Annotated in this window: 17 protein-coding genes; 9 read left to right on the forward strand and 8 right to left on the reverse strand. The window is 68.0% G+C overall.

Annotated elements, in window-relative coordinates; all coding sequences use genetic code 11:
• Positions 1-83: 83 nt before the first annotated feature.
• On the forward strand, positions 84-698 hold the full coding sequence (locus AC5P65_RS16085; protein ID WP_495215731.1) for an NUDIX hydrolase: 615 nt from the start codon (positions 84-86) through the stop codon (positions 696-698).
• Entirely contained in the window at positions 698-1,093 is a 396-nt protein-coding gene (locus AC5P65_RS16090; protein WP_495215732.1) for a hypothetical protein, read from the forward strand. The genes AC5P65_RS16085 and AC5P65_RS16090 overlap by 1 nt, the downstream gene beginning before the upstream one ends.
• Before the next feature lie 76 nt (positions 1,094-1,169).
• On the opposite strand, the gene serA is transcribed toward AC5P65_RS16090, so the two are convergent.
• On the reverse strand, positions 1,170-2,411 hold the full coding sequence (serA, locus tag AC5P65_RS16095) for a phosphoglycerate dehydrogenase (protein WP_019661444.1): 1,242 nt from the start codon (positions 2,409-2,411) through the stop codon (positions 1,170-1,172).
• 169 nt (positions 2,412-2,580) lie between these two features.
• Between serA and AC5P65_RS16100 the strand changes: the two genes are divergently transcribed.
• The 3 genes from AC5P65_RS16100 (at position 2,581) to AC5P65_RS16110 (ending at position 6,237) form a co-directional block, all read left to right on the forward strand.
• Entirely contained in the window at positions 2,581-3,969 is a 1,389-nt protein-coding gene (locus AC5P65_RS16100) for an FAD-binding oxidoreductase (protein ID WP_021204534.1), read from the forward strand.
• Positions 3,970-4,031: 62 nt separating this feature from the next.
• Complete coding sequence (locus AC5P65_RS16105; protein WP_021204535.1) at positions 4,032-4,331, forward strand: DUF2388 domain-containing protein; 300 nt, start codon at positions 4,032-4,034, stop codon at positions 4,329-4,331.
• 70 nt (positions 4,332-4,401) lie between these two features.
• On the forward strand, positions 4,402-6,237 hold the full coding sequence (locus tag AC5P65_RS16110) for a DUF7844 domain-containing protein (RefSeq protein WP_495215733.1): 1,836 nt from the start codon (positions 4,402-4,404) through the stop codon (positions 6,235-6,237).
• On the opposite strand, the gene AC5P65_RS16115 is transcribed toward AC5P65_RS16110, so the two are convergent.
• Both AC5P65_RS16115 and AC5P65_RS16120 read right to left on the reverse strand, forming a co-directional pair.
• The gene (locus AC5P65_RS16115; RefSeq protein ID WP_021204537.1) at positions 6,215-7,291 is read right to left on the reverse strand and encodes an ATP-binding protein; all 1,077 of its coding nucleotides are present in this window, start codon (positions 7,289-7,291) and stop codon (positions 6,215-6,217) included. The genes AC5P65_RS16110 and AC5P65_RS16115 overlap by 23 nt on opposite strands.
• A complete protein-coding gene (locus AC5P65_RS16120) occupies positions 7,291-8,007 on the reverse strand; it encodes a response regulator (protein ID WP_010482545.1) in 717 nt (238 codons plus the stop codon). The genes AC5P65_RS16115 and AC5P65_RS16120 overlap by 1 nt, the downstream gene beginning before the upstream one ends.
• A 129-nt stretch (positions 8,008-8,136) precedes the next feature.
• Here AC5P65_RS16120 and AC5P65_RS16125 point away from each other — a divergent pair, with 129 nt between their 5' ends.
• From AC5P65_RS16125 to AC5P65_RS16140, 4 genes are all read left to right on the forward strand, one after another.
• Positions 8,137-9,282, forward strand: coding sequence for an efflux RND transporter periplasmic adaptor subunit (locus AC5P65_RS16125; RefSeq protein WP_111098926.1), 1,146 nt, complete (start codon positions 8,137-8,139; stop codon positions 9,280-9,282).
• Between the two features lie 36 nt (positions 9,283-9,318).
• Positions 9,319-12,468, forward strand: coding sequence for a multidrug efflux RND transporter permease subunit (locus tag AC5P65_RS16130; protein WP_495215734.1), 3,150 nt, complete (start codon positions 9,319-9,321; stop codon positions 12,466-12,468).
• Complete coding sequence (locus AC5P65_RS16135; RefSeq protein WP_019661450.1) at positions 12,449-12,841, forward strand: nuclear transport factor 2 family protein; 393 nt, start codon at positions 12,449-12,451, stop codon at positions 12,839-12,841. The genes AC5P65_RS16130 and AC5P65_RS16135 overlap by 20 nt, the downstream gene beginning before the upstream one ends.
• 83 nt (positions 12,842-12,924) lie before the next feature.
• On the forward strand, positions 12,925-13,617 hold the full coding sequence (locus AC5P65_RS16140; protein ID WP_164145166.1) for a COG3650 family protein: 693 nt from the start codon (positions 12,925-12,927) through the stop codon (positions 13,615-13,617).
• Between the two features lie 80 nt (positions 13,618-13,697).
• Here the strand turns inward: AC5P65_RS16140 and yeiP are convergent, their stop codons facing one another.
• The 5 genes from yeiP to AC5P65_RS16165 form a co-directional block, all read right to left on the reverse strand.
• Positions 13,698-14,264 (reverse strand): elongation factor P-like protein YeiP, encoded by a 567-nt coding sequence (yeiP, locus tag AC5P65_RS16145; protein ID WP_005409468.1) that lies wholly within the window; start codon positions 14,262-14,264, stop codon positions 13,698-13,700.
• Between the two features lie 48 nt (positions 14,265-14,312).
• Positions 14,313-15,083: an SDR family oxidoreductase gene (locus AC5P65_RS16150; RefSeq protein ID WP_111104148.1), complete on the reverse strand. Its 771-nt coding sequence runs from the start codon at positions 15,081-15,083 to the stop codon at positions 14,313-14,315.
• A gap of 101 nt (positions 15,084-15,184) precedes the next feature.
• Positions 15,185-16,081 carry a hydroxymethylglutaryl-CoA lyase gene (locus AC5P65_RS16155; protein WP_111104150.1) on the reverse strand — a complete coding sequence of 299 codons (897 nt, stop codon included), beginning with the start codon at positions 16,079-16,081 and terminating at the stop codon, positions 15,185-15,187.
• A complete protein-coding gene (locus tag AC5P65_RS16160) occupies positions 16,078-16,479 on the reverse strand; it encodes a VOC family protein (RefSeq protein ID WP_111098923.1) in 402 nt (133 codons plus the stop codon). Before AC5P65_RS16160 ends, AC5P65_RS16155 begins: the two co-directional genes overlap by 4 nt.
• A gap of 2 nt (positions 16,480-16,481) precedes the next feature.
• The gene (locus AC5P65_RS16165) at positions 16,482-17,270 is read right to left on the reverse strand and encodes an enoyl-CoA hydratase-related protein (RefSeq protein WP_019661454.1); all 789 of its coding nucleotides are present in this window, start codon (positions 17,268-17,270) and stop codon (positions 16,482-16,484) included.
• Positions 17,271-17,289: the final 19 nt, after the last annotated feature.

Below are 17,289 nucleotides of genomic sequence, written 5' to 3' on the forward strand. Positions count from 1 at the left end.
CTGCCTTGAATGGTGAAGGCCGTGCGAACAGCCCGCTGTACCTTAGCCAAAGCTGAAGCCAACGCACAAGCGCAATCGCAACAATGAACGGCGATAATGAGCAGTATTTTTCCGAACCGCCCCCATTCATGCGCCAGACCGCCGAAACCCTTGCCGTGCTTGACGATCGCCTGCGCGGTCTGTTGCGGCACTATGCCCGCCGCGAGCCCGCCCACGACGCACTGGCTGCCGAATTCGGCACATTGCTGGATGATCCGGAAGATCCGTTCCGGCGTGAGCGGCTTGCAGGCCACTTCACCGCGAGCTGCTGGCTGGTCAGCGCCGACGGCCAGCGCCTGCTGCTGACCCATCATCGCAAGCTGCAGCGCTGGCTGCAGCTGGGTGGCCACGCCGACGGCGACCGCGACCTGGCCCAGGTGGCGCTGAAGGAGGCCGAGGAGGAGTCCGGCCTGAGCGGGCTGGTGCTGGAAGACCCGGCCATCTTCGATCTGGACAAGCACTGGATTCCGGAGCGCAAGGATGTGCCGGGGCACTGGCACTACGACGTGCGTTTCGTGATCCGCGCGCTCGGTGGCGAGGCATTCGTGCTCAGCGAGGAGTCGCTTGACCTGGCATGGCGGCCGGTGACCGAGGTCGCGGCCGACCCCGAATCGGATGAATCCATGCAGCGCATGGCGCGCCGCTGGCTGGCACGTTGATGCTCTCGGACGGCTGTGCCGCGTTTGTTGCGGCTCATGCCTGTGGCGAGGCGAAGCAGGATGCTGCCCTTGCGATGATCAAGGCTGCATTGCCAGTCGTCACATGCATCGACTGGGAGCGCGTGCCATCGCGCCTGGAGGTCCCCGGGGTGGGGCGGGAGCGGCTGGCGCAGGCAGGAGTTGAGCGCCATTGCAGATGCTGTTGGCTTGCAAGCGAGGCTGCGTTGACGGTTGTCCAGGTGGATGGGGCGGTACCTTCACTGGGCAGCCGCCTGCAGGACTGGCTGGCTCATGCCGAGGAGCTGGATTTCGTCAATACGCTGTTCCTGTCGATGGAAGACAGGGTTCTGATCCATTGGGACTCTTACAAGAACCTCCACGCCGTAAGGTTCTGAGGTGTTCCATCCACGCCATGCGTGGATGGCGCGATGCCGGAAGCAATCCGCCGGGGCATGCCCGGCGACGCCTTGCTCAATACAGGATGCGCGTCCGCAGCGTGCCCGGAATCGCGGCCAGTTCGTCGCGCACGGCGGCGGCCTGCGCCTCGCTGGCGGTGATGTCGATCACCACGTAACCCACCTTCGGGTCGGTGCGCAGGAACTGGCCGTCGATGTTGACGTTGTGGCGCGAGAAGATCTCGTTGACCTTGGACAGCACGCCCGGCACGTTCTGGTGGATGTGCAGCAGGCGCAGGCTGTCTTCGTGTTCGGGCAGGGTCACTTCCGGGAAGTTGACCGCCGACAGGGTGCTGCCGTTGTCGCTGTAGCGCACCAGCTTGGCCGCCACTTCCACGCCGATGTTGTCCTGCGCTTCCAGCGTGCTGCCGCCGACGTGCGGGGTGAGGATGACGTTGTCGTGGCGGGTCAGCGGCGATTCGAAGATATCGCCGTTGCCCTTCGGCTCGACCGGGAACACGTCCAGCGCGGCGCCACCGACGTGGCCGCTGGCCAGGGCCGCGTCCAGCGCATCGATGTCGACCACGGTGCCGCGCGCGGCGTTGATCAGGTGCGCGCCCTTGCGCATCTTCGCCAGCTCGGTGCTGCCGATCATCCACTGCGTGGACGGGGTCTCCGGCACGTGCAGGGTGACGATGTCGGCGCGCGCCAGCAGGTCGTCCAGGCTGGCCGCTGCACGGGCATTGCCCAGCGCCAGCTTGGTTTCCACGTCGTGGAAGATCACCTGCATGCCCAGCGATTCGGCCAGCACGCCGACCTGGGTGCCGATGTGGCCGTAACCAATGATGCCCAGCGTCTTGCCGCGCACTTCATGGCTGCCGCTGGCTGACTTCGACCAGCCGCCGCGATGGCATTCGGCGTTCTTCTGCGGAATGCCACGGGTCAGCATGATCGCCTCGGCGATCACCAGTTCGGCCACGCTGCGGGTGTTGGAGTAGGGCGCGTTGAACACCGGGATGCCGGCCAGTTCGGCCGCGTCCAGGTCGACCTGGTTGGTGCCGATGCAGAAGCAGCCCACCGCGATCAGGCGCTTGGCCTCGGCCAGCACCTCGGCGCTGAGCTGGGTGCGCGAGCGGATGCCGACGATGTGCGCCTCGGCGATGCGCGCCTTCAATTCGTCCTCGGGCAGTGCCTTGGTGTGCGCCTCGATCTGGCTGTAGCCGGCCGCGCTGAACACCTCCACGGCGGTCTGGCTGACCCCCTCCAGCAACAGCACGCGGATATCCTGCTTCGGGAACGAGGTCTTCTTCGGCGACATGGGGCAACACGGCCAGTGGGACAGGGGCCAACCACTATGCCAGATCGCAGCGCTCATGGTGCGGTGCGCAATTGGTTGCATCCGTAGCTATCTGCCTGCTCGCAGGGCTGGACGCTGGCGCGTGCCGCTGGCACGCTTGCCCGTTCTTCACGCCCCGCGCTGGACCGTCATGACCGATTCCCGCATTGCCTCGCTGCAGCAGGCCTGTCCCGGCCTGAAGCTGAAGACCGACCCGGCCGACCTGGAGCATTACGGGCGCGACTGGACCCGGCGCTGGACGCCGGCGCCGTTGGCGGTCGCACTGCCGGCCACGGTCGAGGAGGTACAGGCGGTGATGCGCTGGAGTGCGGGTGAGGGCGTGCCCGTGGTGCCGTCCGGCGGCCGTACCGGCCTTTCCGGTGGCGCGGTGGCGGCCAATGGCGAGCTGGTGCTCAGCCTGGAGCGGATGAACAAGGCGCTGGCCTACGACGCGGTCGATCGCACCCTGGTGGTGCAGGCCGGCATGCCGCTGGAGGCCGTGCACAACGCCGCGCTGGACCACGGCCTGATCTATCCGGTGGATTTCGCTGCACGCGGGTCGTGCACGATCGGCGGCAACATCGCCACCAATGCTGGCGGCATCCGTGTGATCCGCTACGGCAACACCCGCGAGTGGATCGCCGGGCTGAAGGTGGTTACCGCCAGCGGCGAACTGCTGGAGCTCAACAAGGGCCTGATCAAGAACTCCAGCGGCTATGACTTCCGCCAGCTGCTGATCGGTTCGGAAGGCACGCTGGGCGTGATCGTCGAGGCGACAGTGAAACTCACCGATCCGCCGCCAGCCAGCAACGTGATGCTGCTGGCCGTGCCCAGCTTCGAGGTGCTGATGCAGGTGTTCGCCGCGTTCCGCGCGCGCCTGCAGCTGCAGGCCTTCGAGTTCTTCACCGACCGGGCGCTGGAGCACGTGCTGGCGCATGGCGCGCAGGCACCGTTCGACGAGGTGCACCCGTATTACGTGGTCACCGAGTTCGGCGCCAACGACGAAGCGCAGGAAGCGGCGGCGATGGCCGCCTTCGAGGACTGCATGGGCAACGGCTGGGTCAGCGACGGGGTGATCAGCGCCAGCGACGCCCAGGCCGCCCAGCTGTGGCGCCTGCGCGAAGGCATCACCGAATCGCTGGCGCGCTACAAACCCTACAAGAATGATGTCTCGGTGCGGATCTCGGCGATGCCTGCGTTCCTGGCCGAGACCCAGGCACTGATCGGGCAGGCCTACCCACACTTCGACGTGGTCTGGTTCGGCCATATCGGTGACGGCAACCTGCACATCAACGTGCTCAAGCCCGACGACACCAGCGACGCCGATTTCGTGGCGCAGTGTGAACACGTGACCAAGCTGTTGGCGCAGGTGCTGGCCCGGTTCGATGGCAGCATCTCGGCTGAACACGGCATCGGCCTGGTCAAGAAGGGCTACCTGGACAGCACCCGCGGCCCGGCCGAGATCGCCCTGATGAAGGCGGTCAAACGTGCGTTCGATCCCCAAGCGCGGCTGAATCCCGGCAAGCTGTTCGACGTTTGAGCCGGGCAAATCCTTCACGCACCCGTTACGCTCCACGCATCCTCACAACCGGCTTCGAACCGATGACCCGTCCGCTTCTGCTGCTCGCCCTGCTGTCCCTGCCGCTGGCCGGCTTCGCTTCCAGCTTCGCCGGCACCTCGGCCGGTTCCGCCACCGGTGCCTCCTCCGGCTCCTCGGGTAGCAGCTCGGGTGACGACAAGGTGGTACTGGCTGCGCGCGACGACGCTGCGGCGTTCGTCGCCAGCGACGGCCAGATCCGTGGCGCCCGCCTGCAGGCCGCGCTGGCCCACCTGCGTGAGCAGAGTGCTGCCGCACAGCAGCAGAGCGACCTGGAACTGGCCCGCGCGTTGCTGGCGCGTTGATGCGGACTGCATGACCCCGGCGACATCGCGTTCCGTAGAGCCGAGCCATGCTCGGCTGAATGCCTGGCGCATGCGGATCGCAACAGCAGCCGAGCATGGCTCGGCTCTACAGAGGCTTGGCCGGTGGAACGCAGCCACGCATGGCGTGGCTCTACTGCTGGTCGCCCACATCGCGCACGCAGCTGATCGCCTGCAGCTGGACCCGGCAGGGTTGAGCCCTGCACAGCAGCAGGTGGCGACGCAGACCCTGGCCGACGTGCAGGCACTGCTGCCGGATGGCCTGCTCCGCGCATTGCCGGCACAGGTCCAGGTGCGCTGGCGCGATGACCTGCCGGCCGATGTGCACGGCCGCGCTTTCGCCGGGCGCATCGCCCTGCGTCGCGAGCTGTTGGATGATGCCGTGCCCGGCGCGCGCCGCGCACGCCGCAGCGCGCTGGTACACGAACTGACCCATGTCGCCGACCGTACGGGGGCGAACTGGTCACGCAGTGTGCGCTGGCGTGATCTGGCTGGATGGCAGCGCAAGCCCTGGCATCTCGGCCGTGGCGACAACGATTTCCGTGACCGCAGTCCCGATGCGTATGAACTGAAGGACCCGGCCGAGTACCTGGCAGTGAACGCCGAGCATTTCGTGCTCGACAGCGAGTTCGCCTGCCGGCGCCCGGCACTGGCGCAGTGGTTCCAGGTCCATTTCGGAACCCCGCCATCGCTGCCACAGTCGCACTGCGCGAACGCGTTGCCATTGCTGCAGGCCGAATCGGAAGAGGGGGCGGCATCGCTGCTGCAGCTCGACCCGGCGCGTGTCTACGCCGTGGACTACCTGTTCGCCGAGGGCAGTGCGCAGCCGATGAGCCGCTGGGGGCACAGCATGCTGCGGCTGGTGATCTGCCGGCCGGGCCGCGCACCGGGTCCGGACTGCCGCCTGGACCTAGAGTACCACCGCGTGCTGTCGTTCCGCGCGTTCGTCGGCGATGTGCAGATTTCCAACTGGCGCGGCTTGACCGGCGGCTACCCGTCGCGGCTGTTCGTGCTGCCGCTGCAGCAGGTGGTGGACGAGTACACCAAGGTGGAACTGCGGGGCCTGCAGTCGTTGCCCTTGCAGCTGCAACGCGACGAGATCGCCAGCCTGCTCGAGCGCACCGCGCAGGTGCACTGGAGCTATGACGGGCGCTATTACTTCGTCAGCAACAACTGTGCGGTGGAGACCGCCAGGCTGCTGCAGGCCGGAGTGCCCCGGCTGGGCGAGGACGGGCTGGCCCAGCTGAGTCCGCGCGGTCTCAAGCGGCGGCTGGCGCGGCTGGGCATGCTCGACGAGCGGGTACTCACGGACCGCAACGCAGCGCAGGCACAGGGCTATTACTTCGCTTCCGCGCGCGACCACTACCAGCAGTTGTTCACAGTGGCGGCGACCCAGCTGGCCTTGCCCGCGCGCGATGTGCGCGGCTGGTTGAAGCTGCCGGCAGAACAACGGGCACCGTGGCTGCTGAAGGGCAACCTGCGCGCCAGTGCCGGCCTGCTGCTGCTGGAACAGGCGGCACAGCGGCGTGCCGAACTGCGCGCACGCGATGTGCTCAAGCGGCAGCTACTGGCTGCTGCGGACAGCGCGGAAACCCGCAGCCTGCGCAGCCTGCTGGCGCAGAGCGGGCAGTGGTTGCGCCCGGGGACGCTGCTGCAGGGCGGCTACGGGTTGCCGCTGGCCGATGAGCAGGCGGTGCTGGCCGAAGCGGTTGCCACTGCCAGCGCAGAGGCGGTGCCGGCCTGGCAGGCGCTGCGCGTGCAACTGCGCCAGCAGTTGCCGGTGGGCCAGCGCAACGAGATGGATGCGATCGACGCCAACCTCGCCACACTTGGCGCGCGCCTGCGGGAACAGGCAGCCACGCCCGCTACTGGCGCGGCAGTTCGATGACGAAACGGCTGCCGCCGGCGTTGCCTGCCGTGCAGTAGACGCGGCCGCCGTGCGCGTCGGCGATGGCCTTGACCACCGCCAGGCCGAGGCCACTGCCGCCGCCCTGGCGTGAACGTGAGCCGTCGGCACGCATGAACGGGCTGAAGATGTCGGCGTGCAGCTCCGGATCGATGCCCGGGCCCTCATCCTCGATTGCCACTTGCACATGTCCCGGTGTGTCATGCACGGCAATCCGCACCTTGCCCGGGCTGGCATAGCGGCGTGCGTTCTCCAGCAGCGCCAGCAGCGCCTGGCGGAGGCGGGTCGGGTCGCAGTGCGCGTTGTGTTCCTCGCGGCTGGTTTCCAGCTCCAGCACGAAGCCGGCGGCGCGGAACTGCGGATCGACCAGGGTCATCACCGAATGCACTTCGGCCACCACATCGGTGCGCGCGCGGCGTACGTCCAGCCGCGCGTTGTCGGACAGGCTCAGCACGCGCAGATCCTCGATCAGGCGCGAGAGGCCCTCGACCTGCGCCAGCAGGCTGCGGAACTGTGACTCGTCCGGCTGGAACACGCCCTCGGCGAGCCCTTGCAGGCGACCGCGCAGGATCGTCACCGGCGTGCGCAGCTCATGGGCGATGGCCGCGTGCCACATCGCGCGCTCGCTCTCCATGTGCTGCAGGCGGCGGGCCATTGCATTGAAGTCCTCGACCAGGGTCGCCACTTCACCCGGCGAATTCTCCTCGACGCTCGCGCGCGCCCCGAGGTCGCCGCCGGCAAGCGCACGCACACTGTCCACCAGTGAATTCAGTGGCGACAGGATACGGTGCGCAAGACGGAACGAAGCGGCGATGGCCAGCGCCAGTCCGGTCAGGATCACGCCCACCATCCATGCCAGTTCCGGCCCGGTCGGCAGCCAGCTTTCCGGCTCCTCGGTGCTGCCGGGGAAGAACTCGACCAGCACCGCGTACAGCAGCCACGACGACAGGATCATCATCACGATGACGCCGATCACCATCAGCGACATCGAGATGATGATGTGGCGGCTGAGCCCGGAACGGCGCAGGCGCGCCATCAGCGGTCGGCCATCAACCGGTAGCCGACACCGCGCACGCTGGCCGGGACGTTGACCATGCCCACGTCATCGAGTTTGCGGCGCAGCTTGCTGACATGGCTGTCGACGGTGCGTTCCAGCGCTTCGCTTTCCGGCAGGCATTCGTGCATCAGCTCGCTGCGGCTGAAGATGCGGGTCGGCGCCAGCGCCATGCAGTGCAGCAGCTTGAACTCGGTGAGCGTGAGCAGCACTTCGTGGCTGTAGCCTTCGCCCTCCACATGCACGGCATGGGTAGCCGAGTCGATCAGCAGCGGGCCCGCCCGCAGCGCGGTCGGTGCGTCCATGCGCGAGGCGCGCAACGTACGCCGCAGCACGGCGCGCACGCGTGCAGCCACTTCGGCCGGATTGAACGGCTTGACCACGTAGTCGTCGGCGCCCATGCGCAGCGCGGTGAGCTTGTCCAGGTCCTGGTCCAGTGCGGTCAGCATGATCACCGGCGTTTCACCGCGCTGGCGCAGCTGGGTCAGCACGCTCCAGCCATCCAGGCGCGGCAGCTGCACATCAAGCAGGACCAGGTCGGGGCGGGCGCTGCGGTGCAGGTCCAGCGCGCTGTGGCCGTCGGCGGCGCGCAGCGTACGCAGTCCTTCGCGTTCCAGATAGGCGGTGAGAATATCGGCGATCTCGGCCTCATCCTCGACGATCAGGACGAGGGCGGCGAGGGCAGGGGCGGCATGCATGCAGGGGCGGGGCCTTAAGGTGCTTGCCTCCATCGTATCTCCACAGTTCCTCCATCGAAACCCCATCATCGCCACGCACACTTCACGCTTCAGAACCTATCAGCCGCCTGCGCGGCATTGTGCACAGCAATGAGAACCTTCAGGACTCCGGTCGCGTTGATCGCGGCCCTCGCCCTGGCCGTGACGGCCTGCTCCGCCCCCGAAGCCACGCCCGAAGCGGCACCGCGCGTCAGCGTGGTCACTGTCGGCCCGCAGGTCGTGCAGCGCGACGATGAACTGCCCGGCCGTGTCGCCGCCGTTCGCACCGCACAGATCCGTGCGCAGGTCGGCGGCATCGTGCAGCGCCGCCTGTTCGAACAGGGCGCCGAAGTGCGCGCCGGCCAGGCCCTGTTCCAGATTGATCCGGCGGCGTTCCGTGCCGATGTCGACTCGGCACTGGCAGCGCTGCAGCGCAGTGAGGCAGCCCTGGGCCGCAGCCGCGTGCAGTCGCAGCGCCTGCATGCGCTGGCGGCCGCGCAGGCGGTCAGCCAGCAGCACCGCGACGATGCCAGTGCCGAGTACGAACAGGCCCGTGCCGCGGTGAACGAGGCGCGCGCGATCCTGGCCCGCCGCCAGCTCGACCTGCGCTATGCCACGGTCAGTGCACCGATTGCCGGCCGCATCGACCAGGCGCTGGTGACCGAAGGTGCACTGGTCGGCGTGGCCGATGCCGAGCCGATGGCGGTGGTGCAGCAGATCGACCAGGTCTACGTCGATGTGCGCCAGCCAGCGGCGCAGCTCGAGTCGCTGCAACGCAGTGCCGGTGGCGGCGAGCTGCCGGTGACGATCATCGGTGCGGCCGGCAGGCCGCTGCCCGAACGTGGCCAGATGCTGTTCTCCGGCATCAATGTCGATGCGCGCACCGGTGATGTGATCCTGCGCATCCTGGTCGACAACCCGCGGCGCCAGCTGCTGCCCGGCATGTACGTGCGCGCGAAGGTGCCGCGGGGTGCGCCGGCCAGCGCACTGACCGTGCCGCAGCAGGCCGTACTGCGCAGTGCCGGTGGCCAGGCCTATGCCTGGGTGATCGGTGGCGATGGCAAGGCGGTGATCCGCACGCTGGAAGTGGACGGTAGTGTCGATCGCCAATGGCTGGTGCGCACGGGCCTGAAGGCGGGCGAAAAGGTGGTGGTCGAAGGCCAGGAACGCCTGCAGGAAGGCGTGGTGGTCGATGCGCGCGACTGGCAGATGCCGGTCGCCAGCGCTGGCGCGGTGCAGGCCGGCAGCAAGGGCTGAGCCTCCACCGGGCCGGTCCCTCCAGGAAAATCCAACATGGCACATTTCTTCATCGATCGCCCGGTGTTCGCCTGGGTGCTGGCGATCTTCATCATCCTGGCCGGTGTGCTGGCGATCCCGCGGCTGGCGGTGGAGCGCTATCCGGCAGTAGCGCCGCCCAGCGTCAGCATCTACGCCAGCTACCCGGGTGCCAGCCCGCAGACGCTGAATGACGCGGTGGTCGGCCTGATCGAGCGCGAGCTGTCCAGCGTCAAGCACCTGCTGTATTTCGAGTCGTCGGTGGACACCTCCGGCGATGCCTCCATCACTGCGACCTTCAAGCCGGGTACCAACCCGGAGCTGGCGCAGGTGGACGTGCAGAACCGGATCAAGGCGATCGAGCCGCGCCTGCCGCGCAGCGTGCGCCAGAGCGGCCTGTTCGTGGAAGCAGCCGATTCCGGCTTCCTGATGCTGGTCGGCCTGCGTTCGCCCGATGCCAGCGTCAGCGAGGCCGCACTGGGCGACTTCATGGCGCGCAACATCATCGAGGAGCTGCGCCGCATCGATGGCGTCGGCCGCGTGCAGCTGTTCGGTGCGGAGCAGGCGATGCGCGTGTGGCTGGACCCGACCCGGCTGACCGGCTATGGGCTGACCATGGGTGACGTGGCCGCTGCCATCGAGCAGCAGAACCTGGAGATCTCGCCGGGGCGCATCGGTGATTCGCCGGGTGTTCCAGGCCAGCGCATCACCGTGCCGCTCAGCGCCGACGGCCAGTTGTCCACGCCGGAACAGTTCGCGGCGATCGTACTGCGCGCCGGGGCCGACGGTTCACGGGTGGTGCTGGGTGATGTCGCCCGCGTCGAACTGGGCGCGCAGAGCTATGCCTGGGGCACCCGCGAGGACGGCCATCCGGCCACCGCTGCCGGGGTGCAGCTGCGGCCGGGCGCGAATGCGGTGCGCACGGCGTCGGCGGTCCGTGAGCGCATGGCCGAACTGGCGCCGCTGTTGCCGCGCGGCGTGGAGGCGAGCATCCCGTTCGACACCGCGCCGTTCGTGAAGATCTCGATCCAGAAGGTGGTGCAGACGCTGCTGGAGGCGATGCTGCTGGTGTTCGCAGTGATGTACCTGTTTTTGCAGAACTGGCGCTACACGTTGATCCCGGCGTTGGTCGCGCCCATCGCGCTGTTGGGCACGTTCGCGGTGATGCTGGCGCTGGGCTTCTCGATCAACGTGCTGACCATGTTCGGCATGGTGCTGGCCATCGGCATCATCGTCGATGACGCCATCGTGGTGGTCGAGGGCGTGGAGCGGATCATGGCCGAGGAGGGCCTGCCGCCGCGCGAGGCCACCATCAAGGCGATGCGCGAGCTGACCGGCGCAGTGATCGGCATCACCCTGGTGCTGACCGCGGTCTTCATCCCGATGGCGCTGGCCAGCGGCTCGGTGGGCGCCATCTACCGCCAGTTCACCGTGGCAATGGCGGTGTCGATCCTGTTTTCGGCGCTGCTGGCCCTGAGCCTGACGCCGGCGCTGTGCGCGACCCTGCTGCGCCCGAACACCCATGGCCATCATGGCCGTGGCGGGCTGTTCGGTGCCTTCAATCGTGGCTTCGAGCGGATGACCGGGCGTTACCAGCGTGGCGTGGCGTCGGTGCTGCAGCGGAGCGGGCGGGTGATGGGCGTGTTCGCCGCACTGGTAGTGGCGCTGCTGCTGGGCCTGCACTGGCTGCCGGGTGCATTCCTGCCGGAAGAGGACCAGGGCTACTTCATGACCTCGATCCAGCTGCCGGCCGAAGCCACCGCCGAACGCACGCTGGCCGTGGTCGAAGCCTACGAACGGCATGTGGCGTCACGCCCGGGCATCGGGTCCAACCAGTCGATCCTCGGCTACAGCTTCTCCGGGTCCGGCCCGAGCGCGGCGCTGACCTACACCATGCTGAAGGACTGGGGAGAGCGTGCAGGAGCCACCGCGGCCGGCGAAGTGGAGGCCGCGCAGAAGGCGATGGCGACGATTGCCGAGGGCGAGGTGATGAGCGTGATGCCGCCGGCGATCGACAGCCTGGGGCGTTCGTCCGGCTTCTCGCTCGCCCTGCAGGCGCGTACCGGGCAGAGCCAGGCAGAGCTGCGCGCGGCCTTGCAGCAGCTGCTGAAGCTGGCCGAGGCCAGCCCGCTGCTGTCGGAGGTGCATGCCGATGGCCTGCCAGCAGGTACCAGCGTGCGGCTGGACATCGACCGCGCCAAGGCCGAGGCGATGGGCGTGGGGTTCGAGCAGATCAGCAGCACGCTGTCGGTGGCGATGGGCTCGCAGTACGTCAACGACTTCCCCAACAAGGGGCGGCTGCAGCAGGTGATCCTGCAGGCCGATGCACCCCACCGGATGGAGCTGGAGGATGTGCTGAGGCTGTACGTGCGCAATAGCGAAGGTGGCATGGTGGCGTTGTCGGAACTGGTGACGCCGCACTGGACCGAGGCGCCGCTGCAGCTGCAGCGCTATCTCGGCTTCCCGGCGCTGAATCTGTCCGGCGCACCGGCCTCCGGCGTGTCGACCGGCCAGGCCATGGCGGAGATGGAGCGGTTGGCGGAGGAGCTGCCGTCCGGTTTTGCCCTGCAGTGGACCAGCCAGTCGCTGCAGGAGCGGGAGTCCGGTGCGCAGGCGCCGTGGTTGCTGCTGTTGTCGATGCTGGTGGTGTTCCTGGTGCTGGCGGCACTGTACGAGAGCTGGTCGATCCCGCTGGCGGTGATGCTGGTGGTGCCGCTGGGCCTGCTTGGTGCGGTTGCTGCGGTGCTGTTGCGGGGCATGCCCAACGACGTGTTCTTCAAGGTCGGCATGATCACCGTGATCGGGCTGTCGGCGAAGAACGCGATCCTCATCGTCGAGTTCGCGCGCCAGCTGCAGCAGCAGGGTCGCGGCCTGGTTGAAGCAGCGCTGGAGGCAGCGCGGCTGCGACTGCGGCCGATCGTGATGACCTCGCTGGCATTCGCGCTGGGCGTGGTGCCGCTGATGCTGGCGCAGGGCGCGTCGAAGGAAACCCAGCAGGCGATTGGAACCGGTGTGTTCGGCGGCATGGTCAGTGCGACCGTGCTGGCCGTGTTCTTCGTGCCGGTCTTCTATGTAGTGGTGCAGGGCGCGCGGCAGTGGATCGCGCAGCGCCTGCGCAGACGCCGGCCGATGCCGGGAGGAACCGTGGATGGAACGGAACATCGTTGAAGATCTGCATGAGCGGCAGTTGGCAGCGCTGGAACAGCGCCTGCGGCAGGCATTGCTGGATGACGACCACGATGCGCTGACCGCGCTGGTATCGCCGGCCTTGTTCATGATGGATGGCCACGGCGGCCGCATGCTCGACCTGCCGTGGCTGGGCGACTGGCTGACCGGAAACCTGCAGGTGCGCAGCCTGCAGTCGTACGCGGTGGAAACGTTGCTGTGCGGACGCCTGGCATTGTTGTCCAGCGACGTGCGCTTGTCGGTGCGCGGGCAGGGCCAGGAGCGCGAGCTGAAACTGCGCCTGCTGCGGGTGTGGACCTGCAGTTCCGGCGAAAGCGGCGCGCAGCTGCTGTCGATGGCGGTACTGGCCGCATGAGTGCGGTCAGGCCGCTTTCAGGCCCCGCTCACCGCGAGGTGGTAGGGTCGAGCATTCCTGTAGTGTCGACAAGGAGTCGAGCCATGCGTGTAGTTCCCAGTCTGTTGGCAGCCTCCCTGGGGTTGGTGCTGGTCGCGTGCCAGCCGGCCCAGGCACCCGCGGCGGGCAGCAATGACACCCCGCCTGCCACGCCGCAGCCGAGCGCCAACACGGAAGGTGGCAGCGAGACCGCCTACCAGTGTGGTGATCTGAGTGTGGGCGCGACATTCAATGGCGAGGATGCTGCCACGCTGGTGATCGGCGAGCGTAGCTTCGCCATGACCTCCGAGCGCGCGGCATCCGGCGCCAAGTACAGCGATGGTCTCGGCAACAGCTTCTGGACCAAGGGCAGCGATGATGGCCTGCTGAGCCTGAAGGGCGAACCGGATCGCGAGTGCCATGCGGTGGAAGCTACCGAAGGCGATGGCAGCGCCGGCAATGCGGCATTCCGTGCCACCGGCAATGAACCCGGCTGGCTTGCAGTCGTCGACGGCGATGCGCCGGGCCTGCAGGTGGAGGTCGATTATGGCGAGCGCCGCTTCGACGTGGCCAAACCCACCCAGGGCGCTGATGGATGGAGCGGAAAGGCGTCCGACGGCACCGACGTCAAGCTCAGCTTCCAGCGCACCACCTGCCAGGATGACATGAGCGGCGAGGCGTTCGAGGCCAAGGCGATGCTGACTGTCGGTACCCGCCAGTACCATGGCTGCGGCAACTTCGGTGCGAAACAGCCGTAACCGCTGCCACCGATGATTCGTCCGCTGCCTGCGGCGAACACGCCGCAGGCAGGAACAGGCAGCCGATCAGCGCGAGGCGCTTAGTCGGCACGGCCGGCGAATTCGCCGGTGGCGGTGTTCACCAGCACGCGTTCGCCATTGACGATGTACTCGGGCACCATGATTTCGATGCCGGTGTTGAGCTTGGCCGGCTTCGGGCGCTTGGTGGCGGTGCCACCCTTCAGTTCCGGCGGCGTCTCGATCACCTCCAGCACCACGGAGGCCGGCAGCTGGATCGCCACTGGCTGCTCGTCGATCACCTGCACGTAGATGCCGGTCAGGCCGTCGGTGATGTAACCGGCGTCGTCGCCGATCACGTCCGCATCCAGGGTGTACGGGGTGTAGTCCTCGTCATCGAGGAAGACGAAGGCATCGCCGTCCTTGTACGAATAGGTGGACTGGCGGCGCAGCAGTTCGACCTCGACCAGGTTGTCGTCGGCATCGAAGCTGGCGTCGAGCTTGTTGCCGCCCGGCACGCTGTACATGATGAAGCGGAAGCGGACGTTGCCGCCGCGACCTTGCGGCGAGCTGCGCTCGATGTCGCGGATCTGGTACACGCCGTTGTTGTACTCGACGACGTTGCCCTTCTTGATGTCGTTGGCTTTCATGGTGATCTAGGTCGTTGGGGGAGGGCGCCGTCCCGGCGCCCGGGGGAATCACTTCGGAGCGAGGCGGGTAGCGCCGTCCAGGCGGATGGTCTCGCCGTTGAGGTAGGTGTTGCCGAGAATGAAGCCGACCAGGCTGGCGAAGTCTTCCGGCTTGCCCAGGCGCGACGGGAACGGGATCGAGGCGGCCAGCGACTGCTGCACGGCCTCCGGCATGCCATCGACCATCGGCGTCCAGAATACGCCTGGGGCGATGGTGTTGACGCGGATGCCGAAGCGCGACAGTTCGCGCGCCATCGGCAGCGTCATCGACACCACGCCGCCCTTGCTGGCGGCATAGGCGGCCTGGCCGATCTGGCCTTCATAGGCAGCGATGCTGGCGGTGTTGATGATGACGCCGCGCTCGCCATCGGTGCCGGCCTCGTTGTGCTGCATGCGGTTGGCCGCGGCCTTGGCGACGTTGAAGCTGCCGACCAGGTTGACCATCACCGTGCCCTGGAAGCCGGCCAGCGGCATTGGGCCTTCCTTGCCCAGCACGCGACCGGCGCCGAGGATGCCGGCACAGTTCATCGTCACGTTCAGGCCGCCGAGGAATTCGTGGGCCTGGTCGATGGCCGTTGCAACCGCCGCTTCATCGCTGACGTTGACGTTGAAATAGCGGGCCTTGTCGGCACCCAGTCCGGCGACGGCGGCAGCGCCCTTGTCATCGTTGAGGTCGAACAGGGCCACCTTGCCGCCCTGGGCGACGAGGTGCTGGGCCACGGCCAGGCCGAGGCCGGAGACGCCGCCAGTGATCACGGCACGTACGGAAGACAGCTGCATTGAACGGTCCTGCAGGTTCGAGAACCGCCGATTCTAACGGAAGCGGCGACCGTCGCCGTTGTGCACTGCGCCGCCCCGGCAGGAGCGGCGCAGCGGGGTGCTCAGCCGGCCGCTGCGAGCGCCTGTCCGGTGCGGCTGGCGGTGGCACGGCCGAGCAGGCCGGCCAGCCAGCGGCCGGTCTCGGCCAGTGCCGGCAGGTCCACGCCGCTGTCCAGGCCCAGGCCCTGCAGCAGATAGACCACGTCCTCGCTGGCGACGTTGCCGCTGGCACCCTTCGCATACGGGCAGCCACCGGCGCCGGAGACCGCGCTGTCGACCACGCGCACGCCTTCTTCCAGGCAGGTGGCGATGTTGGCGATGGCCTGGCCGTAGGTGTCGTGGAAGTGCACGGCCAGTGCCGTCATCGGAATCTCGGCGGCAACCGCCTGCAGCATCGCCCGTGCCTTGCGTGGGGTGCCGACGCCGATGGTGTCGCCCAGCGAGATTTCGTAACAGCCCATCTGGTGCAGGGCGCGCGCCACCCGTACCACGTCGGTCAGTGGAACCTCGCCCTGGTAGGGGCAGCCGAGCACAGTGGAGACGTAGCCGCGCACGCGCACGCCATCGGCGGCGGCGCGGCGGAGGATCGGCTCGAACCGGGCCAGCGACTCGTCGATGCCGGCATTGGTGTTGGTTCGGTTGAAGGCCTCGGACGCAGCGGTGAACACCGCCACTTCCTCCACGCCCACCGCGCGGGCGCGGTCGTAGCCCTGTTCGTTCGGCACCAGTACAGGGTAGTGGATGCCGGGGCGGCGCTGGATGCCGGCGTAGACCTCGGCGGCATCGGCCAGCTGCGGAATCCACTTCGGGCTGACGAAACTGGTCGCCTCGATGCTGCGCAGGCCGGTGGCCGACAGGCGGTTGACCAGTTCGATCTTGTTGGCGGTGGACACCGACTGCTTTTCGTTCTGCAGGCCGTCACGCGGGCCGACCTCGACGATGCGGACGTAGTCGCTCATGCAGCCACCTCGCCGACGGGGCGATGGCAGACCGCTTCGATGTTGTTGCCGTCCGGGTCGAGCACGAAGGCGGCGTAGTAATCCGGGTGGTACCACGGGCGCAGGCCCGGCGCGCCGTTGTCGCGGCCACCGGCGGTGAGGGCGGCGGCGTGGAAGGCGTCCACCTGCGCGCGGCTGGCGCAGGCGAAGGCCACGTGCACGCCGTGGCTGGCGGTGCCGCCATTGCCGAGCCAGAAGAACGGCTTGCCGTCGCTGCCGAAGCCGACGTGGTCGTGGTCGCCGGTCAGTTCGGCGCTCACTTCTATCACCACGCCGATCTGCAGTGGCGCCAGTGCCTGCAGGAAGAAAGCCTTGCTGCGCGCCAGGTCGGCGCTGGTCAAACCAAGATGATCGAGCATGTTCAGGCTTCCGTGACCCAATGGGGGGCGCGCTTGTCGAGGAAGGCGCCCAGGCCCTCCTGGCCCTCGGCGGACACCCGCAGGCGCGCGATCAGGGCGGCATTATCGCGATCCAGGGTGTCGCGGTCATGGCTGTCCCGGACCTGCCGCACCAGCTGCTTGGCGGTGGACGAGGCGATCGGGCCTGCCTTGTCGAGCAGGGCCAGCTGGCGTTCCAGCGCCTCGTCCAGGCGCTCGGGTTCGACCAGCTGGTGGACCAGGCCGATCCGCAGTGCGGTCTCGGCATCGAAGTGCTCGCCGGTGGCGAACCATCGACGGGCCTGGCGTGGGCCGATGGCCTCGATCACATAGGGGGAGATCACCGCCGGCAGCAGGCCCAGGCGGCTTTCGGTCAGGCCGAAGCGGGCCGCGGTGCTGGCGATGGCGATGTCGCAGCAGGCGACCAGGCCGACACCGCCGCCGAAGGCCGCGCCGTGGACCCGTGCCAGGGTCGGCTTGGGCAGCTCGTCCAGGGTGCGCATCAGCCGGGCCAGGGCCAGCGAGTCCTCGCGGTTATCGGCTTCGCTGGCCGCAGCCATGCCGCGCATCCACTGCATGTCGGCGCCGGCCGAGAAGGAGGCGCCATGGCCGGCCACCACCACGGCCCGGATCGAATCGTCCCGTCCGGCGGCCTCCAGCGCGGCGGTCAGCCGGGCGATCAGGCTGGCGTCGAAGGCATTGTGCAGTTCCGGCCGGTTCAGCCAGAGGGTGATGACGGCGCCGCGGCGCTCGATCTGCAAAGCATCGTTCATGGGATTCCAGGGTCACTCC

It is taken from the genome of Stenotrophomonas sp. YJH_SMC_48-3, from assembly GCF_059369375.1.